Annotated in this window: 19 protein-coding genes and 1 pseudogene; 3 read left to right on the top strand and 17 right to left on the bottom strand. The window is 25.7% G+C overall.

Annotated elements, in window-relative coordinates; translation table 11 throughout:
* Positions 1-8: 8 nt before the first annotated feature.
* The 15 genes from H8S10_RS01360 to H8S10_RS01290 form a co-directional block, all read right to left on the bottom strand.
* Positions 9-1052 carry an acyltransferase gene (locus H8S10_RS01360; RefSeq protein WP_186837703.1) on the bottom strand — a complete coding sequence of 348 codons (1044 nt, stop codon included), beginning with the start codon at positions 1050-1052 and terminating at the stop codon, positions 9-11.
* Between the two features lie 50 nt (positions 1053-1102).
* Positions 1103-2293, bottom strand: coding sequence for a hypothetical protein (locus tag H8S10_RS01355; RefSeq protein WP_186837702.1), 1191 nt, complete (start codon positions 2291-2293; stop codon positions 1103-1105).
* Positions 2294-3571 carry an oligosaccharide flippase family protein gene (locus tag H8S10_RS01350; protein WP_279287136.1) on the bottom strand — a complete coding sequence of 426 codons (1278 nt, stop codon included), beginning with the start codon at positions 3569-3571 and terminating at the stop codon, positions 2294-2296.
* The gene (locus tag H8S10_RS01345) at positions 3549-5306 is read right to left on the bottom strand and encodes a hypothetical protein (protein ID WP_186837700.1); all 1758 of its coding nucleotides are present in this window, start codon (positions 5304-5306) and stop codon (positions 3549-3551) included. Before H8S10_RS01345 ends, H8S10_RS01350 begins: the two co-directional genes overlap by 23 nt.
* A 14-nt stretch (positions 5307-5320) precedes the next feature.
* Entirely contained in the window at positions 5321-6553 is a 1233-nt protein-coding gene (locus H8S10_RS01340) for a glycosyltransferase (RefSeq protein WP_186837699.1), read from the bottom strand.
* A gap of 18 nt (positions 6554-6571) precedes the next feature.
* On the bottom strand, positions 6572-7723 hold the full coding sequence (locus H8S10_RS01335) for a glycosyltransferase (protein ID WP_186837698.1): 1152 nt from the start codon (positions 7721-7723) through the stop codon (positions 6572-6574).
* A gap of 50 nt (positions 7724-7773) precedes the next feature.
* Positions 7774-8811 (bottom strand): glycosyltransferase family 4 protein, encoded by a 1038-nt coding sequence (locus tag H8S10_RS01330; protein ID WP_186837697.1) that lies wholly within the window; start codon positions 8809-8811, stop codon positions 7774-7776.
* A 9-nt stretch (positions 8812-8820) separates the two neighbouring features.
* Entirely contained in the window at positions 8821-9549 is a 729-nt protein-coding gene (locus tag H8S10_RS01325) for a WecB/TagA/CpsF family glycosyltransferase (protein ID WP_186837696.1), read from the bottom strand.
* 63 nt (positions 9550-9612) lie between these two features.
* Positions 9613-10842 carry a nucleotide sugar dehydrogenase gene (locus H8S10_RS01320; RefSeq protein ID WP_186837695.1) on the bottom strand — a complete coding sequence of 410 codons (1230 nt, stop codon included), beginning with the start codon at positions 10840-10842 and terminating at the stop codon, positions 9613-9615.
* 1 nt (position 10843) lies between these two features.
* Positions 10844-11983, bottom strand: a complete 1140-nt coding sequence (wecB, locus tag H8S10_RS01315; protein WP_186837694.1) for a UDP-N-acetylglucosamine 2-epimerase (non-hydrolyzing) — start codon at positions 11981-11983, stop codon at positions 10844-10846.
* A 16-nt stretch (positions 11984-11999) separates the two neighbouring features.
* Positions 12000-12656, bottom strand: coding sequence for a sugar transferase (locus tag H8S10_RS01310; protein WP_186837693.1), 657 nt, complete (start codon positions 12654-12656; stop codon positions 12000-12002).
* A 387-nt stretch (positions 12657-13043) separates the two neighbouring features.
* Complete coding sequence (locus H8S10_RS01305; RefSeq protein ID WP_186837692.1) at positions 13044-13694, bottom strand: CpsD/CapB family tyrosine-protein kinase; 651 nt, start codon at positions 13692-13694, stop codon at positions 13044-13046.
* A gap of 11 nt (positions 13695-13705) precedes the next feature.
* Positions 13706-14383: a Wzz/FepE/Etk N-terminal domain-containing protein gene (locus H8S10_RS01300; protein ID WP_186837691.1), complete on the bottom strand. Its 678-nt coding sequence runs from the start codon at positions 14381-14383 to the stop codon at positions 13706-13708.
* Positions 14384-14417: 34 nt separating this feature from the next.
* Positions 14418-15089: a Wzz/FepE/Etk N-terminal domain-containing protein gene (locus tag H8S10_RS01295; RefSeq protein ID WP_186837690.1), complete on the bottom strand. Its 672-nt coding sequence runs from the start codon at positions 15087-15089 to the stop codon at positions 14418-14420.
* 438 nt (positions 15090-15527) lie between these two features.
* Positions 15528-15767: a hypothetical protein gene (locus H8S10_RS01290; protein WP_186837689.1), complete on the bottom strand. Its 240-nt coding sequence runs from the start codon at positions 15765-15767 to the stop codon at positions 15528-15530.
* A 287-nt stretch (positions 15768-16054) separates the two neighbouring features.
* On the opposite strand from H8S10_RS01290, the gene H8S10_RS01285 reads away from it, so the two are divergent.
* Positions 16055-16720, top strand: coding sequence for a sigma-70 family RNA polymerase sigma factor (locus H8S10_RS01285; protein WP_186837688.1), 666 nt, complete (start codon positions 16055-16057; stop codon positions 16718-16720).
* Between the two features lie 18 nt (positions 16721-16738).
* Here H8S10_RS01285 and H8S10_RS01280 read toward each other — a convergent pair.
* Positions 16739-17179, bottom strand: a pseudogene (locus tag H8S10_RS01280) (thioester domain-containing protein); the annotation flags it as partial.
* A gap of 329 nt (positions 17180-17508) precedes the next feature.
* Between H8S10_RS01280 and H8S10_RS01275 the strand changes: the two are divergent.
* Both H8S10_RS01275 and H8S10_RS01270 read left to right on the top strand, forming a co-directional pair.
* Positions 17509-17754: a DUF4190 domain-containing protein gene (locus H8S10_RS01275; RefSeq protein WP_055268287.1), complete on the top strand. Its 246-nt coding sequence runs from the start codon at positions 17509-17511 to the stop codon at positions 17752-17754.
* A gap of 93 nt (positions 17755-17847) precedes the next feature.
* Entirely contained in the window at positions 17848-18627 is a 780-nt protein-coding gene (locus H8S10_RS01270; RefSeq protein WP_186837687.1) for a prolipoprotein diacylglyceryl transferase family protein, read from the top strand.
* Between the two features lie 151 nt (positions 18628-18778).
* Here the strand turns inward: H8S10_RS01270 and H8S10_RS01265 are convergent, their stop codons facing one another.
* Complete coding sequence (locus H8S10_RS01265) at positions 18779-19534, bottom strand: CpsB/CapC family capsule biosynthesis tyrosine phosphatase (protein WP_186837686.1); 756 nt, start codon at positions 19532-19534, stop codon at positions 18779-18781.
* Positions 19535-19785: the final 251 nt, after the last annotated feature.

Below are 19785 nucleotides of genomic sequence, written 5' to 3'. Positions count from 1 at the left end.
CTCTTTTATTAAGAATGTGTACTTAATGATCTTACCGGAATATCATAACAAGGTTTATCATTATCAGCAAAAGTAAAATCACTTTGCCCATATTTAATTCTTCTTAATAAAGTAAATGTAATAATAATTTCTACTATTACACATATCCATAATATTAATGAATCTAATTGAATCTTCATTAATTTATTTATCAAAATAGTATTTATAAAAATAAACCCATATTGAGAACAAAATATAAATGTACTCAATTCTCGCAATTCCCTTGAATACTTTAATTTAATATTGCTTTTAATTATTAATAGACACATAAACATAATTACTAAAGGCATTGTAAAATACATTGAACAATCTTCATTTTTACCTAAATTAGATTGTACTAAATATACTTCTATCAAATATATACTGAAGAAAAGACTAAAAAAACATAAGCTTTTAGTTTTATCAAATTTATCTTCAATTTTATTTATTAACATTCCAATGAAAATAAATATTGGTGAAAAAAATATTCCATTCCTAGTTGTTAAAAAAATTCTTAAATATCCATCAAAAACATTATCCAATTTTAAAATATGAATATATGTATTCCCACAACAACCTATAATATAAAGCAATATAAAGATAAACATAACAATTCCAGTTTTTAATTTAAACTTACTCCAAATATAAACATTAATTAATATTCCAACAGCTAAAGCTACAGTATACCATTGAAATGCTGGAGCTTTAAATAATAGCTCTTGAAAAAATAACATTATATTATTATCTTTAATTATCCCTTTAATAAATATCGGCATATATATAATTATCCATATTAAATATAATTTTATTAACCTTTTAATAGCATTATTTACTACATTTAACGGCCTGCTATTATTATTAAATTTTTTTAAAAACAGATATCCAGAAATAGTGAAGAAAAATGGTACTCCCATTCTTGCTATATATTGAGCTATAATATTCACAAATCCATTGTTATTACCAACATGTAAAAAAACAATTAAAAGTGCAAAAATCAATTTACTTAAATCTATTGAATCATTTTGATATTTCATCTTTACCTACCATAATAAAAATTAATTTAAACTAATATTAATAATTAAAATCAGCTTATTTCTTTACTCCTTCTTGACTGATATCCGAACATATATATTATTACTATATATATTGGTAATGTAGATGTCCATAATGAGTTATCAAATAATAATGGTAAAATAACTACTCCTGTATTAATAAATGAAACAATCTTGTTATTATAATTAAATATAGAAAATATTACTATAGAAATTATTAATATACTATATAATATTCCAACAATATTTGAGAACTGAAGCATTTCATTTAAAAAGACATTATGAAAATTATTCACATAAAAATCTAATCCAACATCAAATGTAATATTTTGAAAATTAGTTCCTATTCCCTTGGAATTTTCAATTAAATAATTAAATGCGTATTTCCAAATAACACTTCTTGATCCTAATGTAGATAAATCTCTTACATTTGATATAAGTAATATAACGATTATAACAATTGAACAAATAGCTAAACCTGAAAATATAGTTAATGCTATCTTGATATACTTATTACATCTTTGCCAATACTGTGCATATATATATGTTACTAAAATTATAGTCGCACATCCTATACTAATCATAGAATTTGTTAGTACCAAGGTTAATATGATACCTATTAATATTACTTTTCTATATCTACTTTTAAAATAATATAGTACATACATAAAAAATACTAATAAAATTAACCCATATTCACTTTTATGATTAAAAATATATGTTAGTCTTTTATCTGAAAAACTTCCTTGGTATCTAACATACATATTATGATTATAAAATTTAATTGCATCTCCACCAATTATTCTAAATATAATACTTATTATTATTGAAATAAAAAATATTATAATAACTCTATTCATAATTTTATCTAAGTCTTTTTTATAATTACATATACGAGTTGCAAATAAATACAAGAAAATAAATGCATTTATTTGATTTATCATAGAATACCAACATTTTAAAGTTAAGTTACTAACACAAAAAAAACTAGCAAATAGAATTAAACTTATCTTAAAAAAAACTTCTTTTTTCTTACTGTTAAAAATTACTTCTTTTTTCTTATATTTAAAAAGAAGTATGTTACATATCATTAGAACAAAGCTAGATAAAATAAAGGCTTCACTATATGAATTACTATAAGTCGTATAATATGGAATAAAAAATAATATAAAAAAATATAAACATAACATCAAATGAACAATTGAAATTTTTATACTTTTCATTTATCTATCACCTTTGGCTTTCAATCTATAAATTAAATATGCAACATTCAAAATACTTGTTAATATGACAACTAATAATGTTGCTATTGCTGCTCCATTTGCCCCCCATAGTTTTATAAAATAAAAATCAACTACTATATTTACTAAACCTGAAAAAATAGCAACAAACATATTAAATTTCAACTCTTTTTGTGTTACTAAAATATTACCTGCTATTACTCTAAAAGTTCCAGAAAAGAAATAGCTTACAGTCAATATCCTAAATGAAGTTATAGCATCTAAATACTCCGGTCCAAATAATATAGTAATAATCCATGGTGCAAATACAAATAATACTGCTGATATTATTAAGTTGAATATTCCAAAATAAAATGTTAACATATTATACTTACTTAGGCACCATTTTTTATCCTTATACTTTTGTGCAAAATATGGATATATAAATGTAACCAATGATAATGGAATAAAGCTTAATGCCGAAGGAATCATAGTTGCAATTTTATATGATGCAATTGTAGATTCACTAGAAATAACTAATCCAATTACAAAAATATCAAATAAATATAATACTTGTGATAATCCTGAATTAATCATACTGGTAAATGAAATATTCTTTATTTCATTTTTCAACTTAGTATTTATATCAAGCTCTTTTACTCTATCAGTACCTTTTTTTATAAATTTAGCACTATATATAATAGTTATAAAATATGCTATATATCTTCCATAAATAAGTCCAAACTCTTTAAATATGTACGCTCCTATTACGGAAAATAAAAATATCAGAAATGTATTCAACATAGATATTTTAGAAAATTCTATGGAAAGTTTATTTGCACGCAAATAAGAAGATTGCATTTCAAATATTAAAATAAATATAGGCATAATACATAGTAATCCTAATACATAATTAGCATTATGTATTGGTAAAGGTATAAATAATGCTATACATATTATTAGAATTGCTATTATCATATCAATACTTATTCCAAATTTTTGTCCCCATTTAAATATTTTATAATTTAAATCATAATCTTCACTTTTCTCACTACATATTTGTAAAATCCCATAGCTAATTCCAAAGCCATTCAGTAGTAATATAAAGCTAAAAATATTCCAAGCATATGTGAAAACTCCATACTCTTCTTTAGTTATAATTCTAACTAATATTGCACTACTCATAAAACCTATAATCTTATTCAAAACTCCACTTCCAAATATATAAAAAAAACCTTTCTTATGTAAGCTTTGAATTTTATCTATTATTTTTTGATTCATTTACTTTATTTTTTTCCTCCAATTCATAATAAAAACATTTAATACTTGATAAAACACTTACTACTATTAATTTATCAACAACTTTTCCTGATTCTAATAATTTATTTATATTTCTTTCAATTTTAGAAAATCCTACGCATAAATTATAGTTTTCTTTGCAATAATTATTTATATAAGTATTAAACTCTTTATTATTATCATACCAATATTGTACATCTGACATGTTTATTGGTTCTTTTTTAAATTTTCTTTTTACCTTAAATTTCAATCTATTATATTTTCTTAAAAACTCACCATAAAATTTAATAGATGAATTTACAGAAACTCCTGTATTACCATATTTAATCTTTGCAGCATTAGGGTATTTCTTTATTAACCATCTACGTAAAGTATGCTGCTTAACTCTCATCTCCCAAGGGATACTCAAATAATTCTTTAAAAATTCTTTATCTCCAAAAGGAGTTGCAACCTCTGTGAAATTTTGTCTTATAAAATATGATGTCATTCCAAATATCATACCTCTAGTATAAAACCAATATAGCTCATTTCTATATTTCTTAAACCTATTTGCTATACTTAAGTCTACTGTAAAATCTTTCCCATATTCCAAAGTGTTAGAATATCTAAATTTTAAGTAATTATTATCAGGCTGACCATCACATCTATCAATTACCATGCTTCCGTCATAGATATCTCCTAACAATCCAGTTGTTTCAACCCCATAAATATAAGGATTCATCATTTCTAACATATCCTTACCACCAGTAATTCCATAATATACTGTTGCACCATTATTCATTAAAATATTCTCATCTATATTTAACATGCACTTAGCATTATCAATTGATCTAAATACATAATCATAATTTAAATTCTTTGCTATTTTTTTAGAGATAATATCATCCTTTGCACCTGATTGTGAATAACAATCTAGTAATACATTTTCTTCATTTAATTCTTTAGCTGAATAGCAAATCATTCTACTATCTAATCCACCACTAACATCTAATAAGTTGATAAAATTATACTCTTTATTTTTATTAAATATCTTTTTTAATGAATTTTTAAAGCTTCTATCTAAATTTTCTATAGCGTCATCTATGCTTATCTCCTTTTGCTCGTAATCACAAATAAAATATTTATGTATACTAGAAGAATCATTAGATATTTTAATATATTCACCAGGATATAACCTTAATATTTCTTTAATACTTGTAGACTTATCTAAAAAATAACCATAAGCCATAAATTGACTTAGCGATTCTTCATTTAGTGATATTTTTACATTATTAACTTTTAACGTATCTGTAATATAATTTAACTGCGAGCCAATTATATACTTATTATTTTTTTCATAATAATATATTGCTTTTTCTCCTAAAGGTGATGTGAAAATATACCATTCATTATCATCCTTGTAGTAAATTGCCCCTGAAAAGCTACCTTCAAACTGTGAAAAAAATGTCTTATCTTCTTTAGAAATAATCTCTACTAATTTATCTAAAGTATTACAATTATATCTACTTAATAGTTCTGATTTATTTAATATAATACCGTCTATGATAACTATAATTTTATTATTTTGAAAAAACACTTTATCATCTAAGAATTTTTTCAAAACATTTCTTCTTATATGCCATTTACTATACTCTAAATTATCTTGAATACAATTTTGATTATTATAATTGTTTAGTACTATCCTATTACTTAAATTACTTATACAAAATCCAGGCATAATCTTCCTCCTATTTAAATCTCATCTATCCACTTAAAAAAGCATCTATAATTAATTGATGCATCAAAATTTTTGCTCCATATTTGTCTAGATCTTTTTTTCATAATAATTTTCTCTTCATCTGGTAGCTCCTTATATTTAATTAGAATTTCAGCCAATTCTTCCTCTTTAAAGTTCTTGTCTAATAAAAAGCCATTAAACTTATCTGTAATTATTTCAGATGTACCTCCAACATCAGTAGCTATTACTACAATGCCTTTTGATTGAGCTTCCATAATTGATACTGGTAAGCCTTCTGCTAAACTAACATTTATAAATAAATCAAAATTCTGAATTTCATATTGCTTTAGTATTTCTTCATTATCGACTTGCCCCTTAAATATATATCTTATATTATCTGGAAGTCTTTTACACAACTCTAGTATCTCTTCTTTATTTTTTCCATCTCCATAATGTGTCCATTCCACTTCGAAGTCTGTAATATACATTAAGGATTTTACTATTAAATCTATTCTTTTTACGTCTACTATATTTGAACAGCTTATTATTTTAAATTTATCATCTTGAATTCTTAAATTATATCCATAATCCTTTGTTCCTAAAAATGATATCTTTAACTTATTTCTATCTATATCTCTATACCTAGATACAATATAGTCATATCCATTTTTGCATATAGGCAATATATAATCAGTATTATTAAAAATTTGATTTCTAAATGGTATATAGTCTAATTCGCTTCTATATTCATATAAGTCATATCCATGACATCTAGAAATTATCTTTATTTCTTTAAATCTACTACTTAATTTTGAAGCTATATATGCATGCTCTGCCATCCAGTACGAATAAATCACTAATTGTGTTAAATCTATTTGACTTTTATCAATGTAATCTTCTATTTGAACATATAATTTTATAGTTCTACTCCAAAACCATATCATTTTCTTAATTTTTTTGATAACATTCTTTTTCGATTTTAAGATATAATTTATTTCTCTCCAAATATCCTTATCACAAAAAAAAGTTAAATATTGTTTAAATAACTTGTTTAATTTGATATCTTCAAATTCAATAGTTTTTATATTAACTTTATCGTTATTTATCTCTCTTTTTTTATTCATAGTAGTAAATAAAGGTACAATATAAATATTATTAATACATTCACATGCTTCTATCTCATTTAATAAGTAAGTTTCTTTTGACCCAAATGGAAATTCACTTGTAAATAGCATTATATCTTTCATAACTAAATCCCCTATTTTCTATAGTTTATCTAAAATATATTTCATTATTGAATCCCAACTATATTTTTCTGCAGCTAAATTTCTCATATTTTTATGTAAGTTAGTATCATTTCTTACTTTTATAGCAAAATCGATAGCTTTATTTATATCTATAGGAGAATTATCATTTTTAAACTGTAGCGCAAATTCACAATCTGAACTCAGTTCTTTTTCTTCATAAGCATATATAAATGGTAATCCTGATGCACAGTATTCTTTCTCTTTAAGTGTTGATACTTTCGAAAGTCCAAGTCTATAGAGCCCTAATGAGGCTACTCCAATATCAGCCTTAGACTTTATATCTTCTAGTTCATTACCTACTTTTGTTCCTAAGAACTTAACACTATCTTTTAAATTGTATTTATCAACTAATTTCTTTAACCCTTCTAGTTCTGTTCCACTTCCTACTATCCATAATTCAGGCTTTATGTTCAAAGTCGTATCATATTCCCTTAAACCTTCTATAAACCTATCTATACCATGCCATGGACTTAAATTTGCAACTATCATAAATATAACTTTTTCATTGCTACTTTTATGATTTCTTACTGGAATAGATTTTAAATCTACACCATTATCAACTTCTATTGCATTTACTCCCCATAGTCTTTTACTTACCGGATTATATGTAACAATTAAATCAAGTACTTTATAAGCTCTTTTTATATTTAAATCCTCATCAATTAATAACGCTCTTTTTATTATATATTTAAGATATTTTTTTTCATTTAAAATATCTTTATTAGCTAATACTTGTTCTTTTCTGTATGGATATGTGGGAATTTCTAAAATAATCTTAACTTTTATTTTTTTTAAATTTTTAAATAACCTATATGTTTGTGTATCAAAATAATTATATCTTGAATACAAAATATTTATATTGTTTAATTTACACCATTTTTCTATAAATTTATATTTGTCTATTCTAAATTTAATTTTATTTGTAATATTAATTTTATCTATAATATTATTATCTATATCATAAATGATAAATCCGTTCTTATTTTCGAATGTATAAAATACATTGTATCCCAGATTACTCAAAGCTTTACATTGAGCAACAATTTTTTTTGATGTGCCTATTCCCTTTGGTAAATCTTCTCTTACATGTGAAAAAAATAGTAAATTCATTTTACCTCCATTGTTTTTATATTAAATAATTATGTAATTCTTTTGCGTAATCAAATTGATTTATATACATTTCTAAAGTTATTGTTATAATTATCAATGCTAAACTTACATTTTATTGTATTATAAGCATTCTTACTTAGTTCAGTTCTTATTTGTTTATTTGAAATTAAATAATCTATAATTTTGGATAACTCTTCTAAATCCCCTGGTGATATTAGCATTCCATTATAATTATGTTTTATAACATTAGGGATTCCTCCTATATTCGTAGATATATTAGGGATTCCTCTTGCCATAGTTTCTAAAATTGCCATTGGCATACCTTCATTATATGACGGTAGAATATTGATAATAGAATTATTTAATATTTTTTCTTTCTCTTCTTTATTGATCCATCCTGTAACAATAATCCTATTTTCTAGTTTTTTTTCTAATATTATTCTTTTTACATTTTCAATTTCTCCATCACCACATAAATATAATTGAATATTTTTGTGTTTTTCCAAAATATTATCTACTACTTTTAAAAGATCATATATACCTTTTCTTTTGCCTAATCTTCCAAAAAAGCAAATAATTTCACCATTTTCATTGTATTTATATTCATCAATTGATACAGCATTATTTATTACCACTATTTTATTATTAGTAATTTTTTTGTAAAATTCTTCCCATTGCTGGCTCAATACAATTAACTTATTTGGTAAACTTAAAATAAATTTAATATAAATTCTAATAATAATATTACTTTTTTCATAAAATTTATCGAATTGCGAGGCGTGTATATGTAATAATACTTTTTTTCTAAATAACTTAGCTATAATAATAATTAAAGATTTTCTATAAAAACTTCCATCCTGAGCTACATGTATATGTAATATATCTATTTTCTCTTTAATTATAATCTTTATTATTTTCAATATAATTGATATTGTGAAAATAAGTCTTTCTCTTAATTTTCCTTCTTTCCAAGTTGCCATATAAATTATGTTTATATCATCAAATTTAAAATTCTCATAAAAATTTTTAATAACTGTTGAAATCCCACCCATAGAATCTTTACTTGGCCCTAACATTAATACATTCATGTAAATTACCTACCTACCATTTAAAACTAATTTAAGAAATTTTAAATTTCCGATTATATATCTCCTAAACATTCTTTTTGGTTCTTGAATAAATCTATGAAACCACTCCAGTCCACACCTTTGCATCCATTTAGGAGCTCTTGTTGTTTTACCTGCAATAACATCAAAACTACCACCAACACCCATAGCAAATGGAACTCTCATAATATCCATATGTTCTCTTATCCAAAATTCTTTCATTGGAGAACTAAATGCTACAAATAATATATCTGCATCTGAATTTCTAATTTCTTCTGCAATATTCTTAGATTCTTCCTCTTTAAAATACCCATTTCTATATCCTGCAACATTTAATGTAGGATACTTTTCCTTAAATATTTTTACTACTTCTTCTACAACTTCTTGCTTAGCTCCAAAAAAATACGGTCTATATCCTTTTTCAGCCGATACTTTAACCAATTCTGTAAATATATCTATTCCTGCAACTCTTTCTGGTAACGGATTCCCTAAGAATTTTGATCCCCATACTATAGATTGCCCATCTGCATTAATTAAAGGACATTCATTAATTATTTTAGTTAGCTCTTCATTTTCCTGCATTAAATTAACTTTACTTGCATTAATTACAACATGCTGTACGCATTCTTTACTTTCTATATATTTTTGTATTTGATCTAATGTTTCATCCATAGTTAATGCATCAACAAATGTATTTAAAAACTTAACTCTTTTGCTCATTAAACTCTATCCTTTTCTTATAAAATGTTAGGTTACAAGAATTGCAACCTAACATTTTTTATTTTATATTTTATAAACTTTTTTACCTGAGTGAATTACATTTCTTGTATCATAAACTATCTTTCCATTTATTAATTCTTGATTGTTTCTAATCTCATCATGATTTACTAAAACTACTACTAACTCAGTATCATTTAAGAAATCATCTAAATTCATAACTTGATTTTCAAACTTCTTTTCTTTTATAAATGGATCATATATTTTAACTGTATCTATATTATACTTTTCAAATATATCCAATAATTGTAATGTTGGACTTTCTCTCATATCATCAACATTTTCTTTATATGTTAATCCATATAAACCAACCTTAGAATAATCCTTAATATTGTTTTCTTTCATTATCTTATGAATTTTATCAAATACATATTGTGGCATAGAATCATTAACTTCCCTTGCACCTAATACAACATTAACTATGTCTGGATAGTCACCAACTAAGAACCATGGGTCAACTGATATGCAATGTCCTCCTACCCCTGGACCTGGTGTTAATATATTAACTCTAGGGTGCTTATTAGCTATTCTTATAAGTTCATATACATCCATACCTTCTTTATCACACATCTTAGCTAACTCATTAGCAAATGCTATATTAATATCTCTAAAAGTATTTTCTACAACTTTACTCATTTCAGCAGTTTTTATATCAGTAACAACTATTTCATTTTTACAGAAACTTTTATACCAAGATTTAACTTCTTCTCCAACTTCTCTTGAGTCAGCACCTATTGTTCTTGAGTTATGCTCTAATTCATAAACCATTTTTCCTGGTATTATTCTTTCTGGAGCGTGAACTAAATGAATATCTTGTCCGATTTTAAATCCAGACTCCTCAATTATAGGTCTAACAAATCTATCAATTGTTCCTGGTGAAATTGTTGATTCAATGACTAAAATCGTATTTGGTTCACAAACTTTTAGTACTTGCTTAGTTGCTGCAATAACATACTTAGCGTCTATCTTTTTGGAATCAGCCATATATGGAGTTGGTACTGTAATTATGTATCTATTAGTTCTCTCGTATTCCTTTTTAAATGTAATACCTTTATCTAAAGCAACTCTAAAAACTTCTTCTAAACCTTCTTCTTCAAAAGTTAATTCTCCTCTATTTAAAGTATCAACTAATTTTTCATTTAAATCAGTCCCTACTACTTCAACTCCATTAGCTGCAAACATTAAACTTGTAGGTAGTCCTATGTAACCTAATCCTATAATATTTAATTTACCCACTCTATTTTCCCCCTCCAATAAAATTAAAATTTTCTTCTATTATTTCTAAAATTCTGCCACATGCTCTCCCATCCCCGTATGGATTAGTTGCTTGTGCCATGGTTTTATATGTTTCTTCATTATTTATTAATTCATTTGCTATATTAATTATTGTTTCTTTATTAATCCCTGCTAACTTAACAGTTCCTGCTTCAACTGCTTCCGGTCTTTCCGTTTCTGTTCTTAAAACCATAACGGGCTTTCCTAATGCTGGAGCTTCTTCTTGAATTCCACCTGAATCAGTCATTATTAAGTAAACCTTAGCCATTAAGTTAGTAAATTCAACATATTCTAATGGTTCTATTAAGTGAACTTTATCTAAATATTTATCAAAATATTTATGTGCTAATTCTCTAATCGATGGATTTTTATGCATTGGGAATATTACTTCTACATCATCATTACTATTAATTAACTCAATCATAGCTTTAAAGATATTCTCCATTGGTTCGCCCCAATTTTCTCTTCTATGAGTAGTAAGTAATATAACTTTTTTATTTTCAAAATCAATATTATTTAAAGTTTTATCTTGAAATATATGATTTTCATTAACAACACTTAATAATGCATCTATTACTGTATTTCCAGTTACATATATCTTTTCTTTATTTACACCTTCAGAAAGCAAGTTTTTCTCATTAGTCTTTGTAGGCGCAAAATGTAAATTAGTTATCACACCAGTTAATTTTCTATTAGCTTCTTCAGGAAATGGTGAATATATATCATAACTTCTTAATCCTGCCTCAATATGCCCTACTGGAACTTTATTATAAAAGGCAGCTAAAGCTCCATTTAAAGTAGTTGATGTATCTCCATGAACTAATACAATATGTGGAGTACATTGCTTTATAACTTCATCTACTCCTTTTAGTACCTTATTAGAAATATCAATTATGGTTTGACCGTGAGCCATTATATTTAAGTCATATTGTGGTTTAATATCAAATATCTCCAAAACTGAATCTAACATCTCTCTATGTTGTGCTGTTACACAAACAATAGATTCAAATCTTTCATCTTTTTCAAGAGCTTTTACTAATGGAGCCATTTTAATTGCTTCTGGTCTAGTACCAAATACGCTCATAACCTTTATCTTTTCCATATTTTATCTCCCTTTATTAACTTGCATTTTTATCCCCAAACAGCACCAACACTGTTTTTAAAATCAATTTAATATCTATTAATAAACTTCTTTCTTCAACATATTTAATATCAAGCTTCATCCACTCTTCAAAATCAATGTTATTTCTTCCGCTTACTTGCCAATAGCAAGTTAATCCTGGTTTTACTTCATGTCTCTTATGCATCCAAGATTCAAACTGTTCAACCTCTTTTGGCAAGCTCGGTCTTGGTCCAACAAGACTCATATCTCCTTTAAGAATATTTACAAGCTGAGGTATTTCATCTAAGCTTGTCTTTCTGATAAACCTTCCAACCTTGGTAACTCTAGGATCATCTTTCATTTTGAACATTGGTCCTGACATTTCATTTTGTGCTTCAAGATTTTTCTTTAACTCTTCAGCATTTACTACCATTGATCTGAATTTGTACATTTTAAATTTCTTCCCATATCTCCCTACACGCTCTTGAGAAAATATTACTGGACCTTTAGATTCTAACTTTATTAAAACCATAATTACTAAAAGTATTGGGCTTAATAAAATCAATCCACATAATGAAGCAATTACATCTATACCTCTTTTAAGAAACTTATAGTTTTTGCTCTTTTGCAGTACAATATCACATTCATTAACGCTATATTGTAATTCCTCCATAACATAGCACCCCTAACTTTATATTTATTAATCAAAACAAAAAAACACTATAAAATTAATTAAAACAACTAAAAAACTCGATAAAAAATTCCGGTATTCCCCCAAATACCGGAATCTAAAACATACCAAAACAAACTTACTGCACTTGTTTTAAATGAAACCTCACTTCCTAATATCAGAAGTACAGTTTCAAATACCCAAATTCCGTGTATTCTATAGTAAAAATTAAATTTGAATCTTTAATCACTTAATCCTATATAAATATTTTCCACTATAAAACTGACCTTTTACTTTACCTCTTTTGCGAACCAAAGCTACTGCCCTTAGCGTAGCTGACTTTTTGACTTTTGTGCTAACAAAACTTTCCCTTCACGTCAGCAACTATTACTAATTTCCATAATAGTAATAGTATTTATTCTTACTATTTTCTACTCCATTAAGAACAGTTCCGATAATATTTCCATTAACTTTCTTTATTGCATTAACAGAGTTCATAACAACATCTTTCTTTGTTTGTCCAGCTTTTACAACTAAGATTGTCCCATCCACCTTTGTTGAAAGTACCTGAGAATCTGTTACAGCACCAATTGGAGGTGTATCGATTATTATGTAATCAAAATGCTTTTTCATTTCATCTAAGAAAGTGCCCATAGCTTTTGAACCAAGCATTTCTGAAGGATTTGGTGGTATTTTACCAGCTGGTACTACTGTTAATCCTTCATTATATTTAACAGCTACATCTTCCATAGTCTTTCTATGTAATAAAAGGTCTGATAAACCGTAATTATTTGATATTCTAAATAATTTATGAAGTGAAGGCTTTCTTAAATCACAGTCAATTAAAAGAACTTTACTTTCAGCTTGAGATATTGCTAATGCTAAATTTCCTGAAGTTGTACTCTTTCCTTCACCCGGTTCTGAACTTGTAACTACTATAGTCTTATATTCTTTATCAAAAGAAGAATATTGAATATTAGTTCTAAGAGTTCTATAAGCTTCCGCTGCTATAGATTTCGGTTTTTTATCAACTATAAACATTCTTTTACCTCCTAAACTTCATCTAAATTTGGAATAATTCCAAGTACAGGTATTTCTAATTCTTTTTCTAACTGTTCTTTATTTTTATAAGTATTATCTAAGTATTCAAGAAGGAATACTAAACCTACACTTACCATTAATCCTAAAAGAAAAGCTATTGCTATATTCATAACTTTATTTGGACTTACTGGGTTCTTTGGAGTTTCTACAGCTTCTATTACTCTAACATTACCATTTGGTACTAACTCCTTAGCTGTTTTTATAAAATTATTTGAAATAGCTTTAAGCATTACTTCTGCTTCTTTCGGATCTTTACTTTGATACTTTATTTGTAATATTTGAGTATCTGTAACTGGCACTACTGTTAAAGCACTTGATACAGTTCCAACTTCTAAGTCATATTTCGAGTCCTTAATTGCACTTGTTAATAAATCTCTAGTCTTAATTGTTTCTGAATAAGTCTTTAATAGCTTTTGATACATAGCTATATCATTGCTATTATATGTTTCTGTTGAATTTTCTTCTTTACCAACAAAAAGTTTTGTGCTTGCTTCGTATACTGGATCAATTATAAAGAAACTAAAAACCCCTGCTATAACTGTAGCCAAGATAGTTATTAAAGCTATCATCTTCCAACGTTTCTTTAAAGCTTCAAAAATCTCTTCAATGCTTATCACTTGTTCTTCCATTAAACTCACTCCTATTTTAAATTTTATAATGTCATTACTTAATATTTGGAATCATACCTAAACAAGGTATATCTAAACTCTCTTCAATTTCGTCCTTACTATTAAAACTGTTGTTCATAAATTCTTTAAATAGCGCTATTCCAACACCAATAGCTAGTCCCAAAATTAAACCAATTAAAATATTCATAACCTTATTTGGCCCAATAGGGTTTACTGGAATTATTGGTTGCTGAATAATATATACATTGCCATTTGGATAAAGAGTTTTTGAAAGTTTCATAAATTCCTCTGTTAATCCATAAGTCATATTATAAGATTCTTCTTTACTATCACTTACATACTTTAACTTAAGAATCTGAGTATCTGAAATAGGTACTGCACTTGATTTACTCATAGCCTCTTCTACAGTCACATCTTCACCCACATTGCTTATAGCTTTACTCATGAGATTCTTTGTCTTAAAAATCTCACTATAAGTCTTAAGCAATCTTTGATACAAAGTAATCTCTTCATTAGTATAATCAGAAGATACATTTTTAAAATTCTCTTTACCTATAAAAACTTTAGTAGTAGCTTCATACTGTGGTGATATAAAGAAAAAAGTTATAATTGCAGCTACTAAAGTTACGGTTAAAGTAGATATTATAATTAATCTAATATTATCTTTTAAAACTTTTATAATATTTTCAACTCGCAATCCCGTCATATAATATTCCTTTTCTGTTTTATTTTCCTAATATAAAAGTGCTATTCATATAGCTTGCATAAAAAATTATATCAATCAATAATTATTTTGACAATATTGTTCGACACCTTTCACTTATACCAATTTACACCTTATTAGTAATTTTTAAAATTATTTTTGATTTAAATTAAATAAATTTAATTAAATCAAAAAAACGCTTCTTTTTATCTTTATACTTAGACTACATTTCTTACTTTATTAAGGATATAAATAGTAATATTGTACTTAAATCATAAATATTCATAAACTAGTGTGTCGGATTTTGTTTTACGATTTTTTGTATTTTTATTAGTATTTATGTCGTTTGCTATGTCTAAATCTTAATAGTTAATTAAAATTCCAATTATAGTATTATCAAAAAATTTTAATTTTGCAGACAAAAAAAGACTACATCTTTTTCTATATAGTCATTTTTATAACACTCTCATAATTAATTACATTTAATATAACTTTTTTGAATAATGTACCATATTCTTCTTTTATAGCATAAAAAGAATTGTCAGTCCCAATCCTAAAGTTTTCTGTTTCTTCATTCTTTTTAATATAATATATTTTAGAATTAAAGATATCTTTACCTATAATATAACTTTTATTCTCTTTTAAGAAAATACACCTATAAAGCTTCAACTCTTCCCTCATATACTTACATCCTCCTTCTGTAATTTTTTATGAAAAACCTTATATATTTATATTAATTTAGTATTTACTTTAATTTATTTCTATATTTCACTATTTTCAGAAACTTTTCATCATATATAGACTAATTATAACTTATAGAGATAATCTAGTAAACATACTTACACCTTTTACATTTTTCCAAATTAACATATATTTTTCTTTATCTCTTTATGTTATTACTAAAATATGTTATACTTTATACAGAACATATGTTTTATTTTAAAATTAAAGGAGCTTTTTTATTATTTATGAAAAAATCTAATATCACTTCTAATCCTGATATGAATAATCAATTCACATCATCTAAAAACTCATCTAAAGTAAATTCTCACTATAAAAAGGAAATAAATTTAGTAGAAACTCTAAAAAAAGCCAAAGAAAAAGACCAGGGTTCAATACTTACCTTAATAAATAAGTACTATCCCCTGGTAGATAAATATAGTAATATATATAAATTAAAGAATTATGAAAAATCTGACCTAAATCAAGAAGGCAATATAGCAATTCTTAATGCCATAAACAAATTTGACCTTTCTAAAAATCTAAATGCCTTTGATGGATATACTATTAACTCTATAAGAAATAAATTTGGTACTCTTGCTAGAATCCATATTAAAAGAAATACTGAATCAAGTCTTAATATTTTGGGCAACGATGAAGAGTCAGTAGAAATAATTGACCTTATTGAAGATCCTATTAATATTGAAGAAAACTATATCAAATCTGATGAATTCTCTAGAATACACTCTGCTCTTAATACTCTCTCAAAAGAAGAACTTACCTTAATAGATGCAATCTATCTAACTAAATCTCATTCTCTTTTAAAATACTGTAAAGAAAATAATCTCACCTACCATATAACTAGGAGAAAATTAAAAAAGTCACTAGAAAAACTAAAAACATATCTTCAATAATATTACTCACCTCTATTATTACTTTCCAAGCGGAGCATCATTTTGAATATTATCGCTAACTCCAGCTGTACCTTCATCAGTTGTATTATTATTATTATTGTCTACTGTTGGTTTTTCATCACTTGTTGGAGGTATTACTTCTTCTGGTGGAACTACCACTGGAGGTACTACTTCTGTAGGTGGTATTGGTTTTATCTCTATTGGTTGTTTAACATATATAACAATCCCTTGAATATTGCTGTCATTAGTTCTATAAAGAATTGTATCATTTTCTAATTCATATCTTTTATTATTTATTACATTATTATATATATTTCTTGCATCTGCATTAACTTCAGCATTGCCAGTATCAATCTTTTTCACATTATACCCTTCAAACAAAGTCCATAATGCAACCTGAGTAGCTAAATAAGCTTCGTCTTCGTCATTTACACCTAACTCTTCAACACTTCTATTTGGATATCCATTTTTTTCATTATTAAGTGCAAATCATCTCACTGTTGTACTTAATAAAACAAATGCTAATACTAAAATAATAACTTTAAACTGAAAAGATTTAAAAGCTTTCATAATTATCACCTCTGTACTTTTTTATCATTAGCTTTTATTAGTGTTACTTAACAGTTATTAATAGTATTAGAATTTTTTATATAATTATTACTTATTCTTTCAAATTTAGTATTCTCTAAAAATTTATAAAAATTTAATCTATTACATGTAATATTTCAATAATTAACCTTATATATTTAAATGTATAACTTTTTATTAATTTTTGAAAGGAGTATTTTATGGCAGTAGCTTCTCTAGTACTCGGAATAGTTTCCATTATCTTTAGTTTCTTTGGTGGAATTAATTTCTTTGGTGGAATCATAGGTATTGTTGGAATCATATTAGGTGTTTATGGCAAAAAGGATGAATCAAAAAAAGGCATGGCAACAGCTGGTTTAGTATGTTCTATTATTGGAACTGTTTTATGCTTTATATTCTATGTAGCTTGCGTTGCATGTGTTGGAAGCCTAGGAGCAATGTACTAATAAAAATTATCATTACTAATATTCAAACGGCTATCTCAAAATTTAAAGTTACTATATTTTGAGATAGCCTTTTCATTATTTAAGGAGATATATATGAATTATTTTAGCTTTTTTAATATAAATATTCCATCTTATAGTATTATGATACTTATTGGATTAATTATAGGAAATGTTTTTGCGTTTTTTATAATAAAAAAAAGAAATTTAATCCTAGACGATTTTATACTCATTGAAACATACGGATTAGCTTTTGGAATGCTAGGAGCTAAATTGCTATACTTATTTATTTGTAGGAAAGAAATTGATTTTACTAGAATTTTAGATTGGAATTATATTCAGCCATATATAAAAGGTGGCTTTGTATTTTACGGTGGCTTTATTGGTGGTCTACTCGGAATTTACCTGATTAAAATTATTCATAAAATAGATGTACTAAAATATTTATCAGAATTAATATTCTGTATACCATTAGTCCATGGTTTTGGAAGAATTGGATGCTATCTATCTGGCTGTTGCTATGGAATTCCTTATAATGGCCCTTTCAACATCGAGTATCATAATATACCTTATACATTATGTGATGTTAATCTATTTCCAATACAATTAGTAGAAGCGATATCATTATTTTTACTTGCCATGATATTCTTTTATTTAATATTAAAATATAGAGGCTCAATAAAACTAATTTTATATTACTTCATTTCATATAGTATTCTTCGTTTTTTTATAGAATTTTATCGATACGACTCAGCAAGAGGTGGAATATGGATACTATCAACATCACAATGGATTAGCTTAATTATACTTATTATTAGTATTATAATTCTAATTTTTAATAGAAGTTTATGTACTAAGGTAACGAATGCAAGGTAATTAATAACAATATTATATACCTTGCATTAAAACTATAATTTTCATTCTTATATATACAAAAAGGACAAGTTATATAACTATATACAACCTGTCCTTTTATTATTTAGTAATCCATCTATCTAAATAGACAGCTACCTTTATTATATCAAACTTAAAAAATTCCTAATATCTTTTTTCTTTCTTTAATAGTATTTCCTACAAACTCAACCTCTTCATTATTTAACATAGCTTCTGATGATTCTTTGAATAAACTTATATCTTCTTTTTCTACTATATTTAAAAATTTAGTTAAGTCAGTATCTCTCTTACTATCTCTATGACCATCAGAACCTACAAAATTATAAACTCTATTCATCAAATAAATTTCAGCTGTTTTCTTAACATCTTTACCAAATCCACCTGTAACACTTCCAGCATTAAGTTGGAATAAACATCCCTCATTTATTAGCTCGTTTATTAATGAAGGTTTCTTTATAAATGGTCTATATCTTTCTGGATGAGCTATTATAGGGGTTATCCCTTTTAGCTGTAACTCATATAAATTATCGATAACTTCATCTAAATTAAACTCTAACATTGGCAACTCAATTAACATATATTTTGTTCCATTAATTGTACCAATAATCCCTGCATCATAATATTTAATTATTCTATCTGAATAATAAACCTCTTGTCCTTGGTATATCTCAATGTTTATATTATTATCCTTAGCTAACTTCCTAAGCTTATCTACTTCTCCAGTAACTTCGCTATACTCATAATCAAATCTTCCTCTCATAAAATGAGGAGTTGCCACTATCTTTTTAGTGCCACATCTTTCAGCTATCCTTAACATTTCCAATGCCATTTCCTCATTTTTTGCCCCATCATCAATTCCTGGTATAATATGCGAGTGTATATCAATCATACTTTCTATATCCCTCTCTTTAAAAATCCTTAAATATTACCTATTTTATAATCTAATATACTAAACATTATACAATATAATATATGATTTTAACTATAGCATTTTTATGTACAAACTGTTACTAAAATACAATTATCATTTTAATATCCAGAATCATAGCTTTCAGTTATTATATTTATACATATTATTCTATATATCCTTTATCTATAAATCTGAGCCCATACAAAAAAGACTCAGTCAGATAAAAATCC

It is taken from the genome of Clostridium sp. NSJ-49, assembly GCF_014287725.1.
Lineage (GTDB): Bacteria > Bacillota > Clostridia > Clostridiales > Clostridiaceae > Clostridium > Clostridium disporicum_B.
Note: the sequence above shows the minus strand (reverse complement) of the source record. Positions and strands in the feature narration are given on the sequence as shown.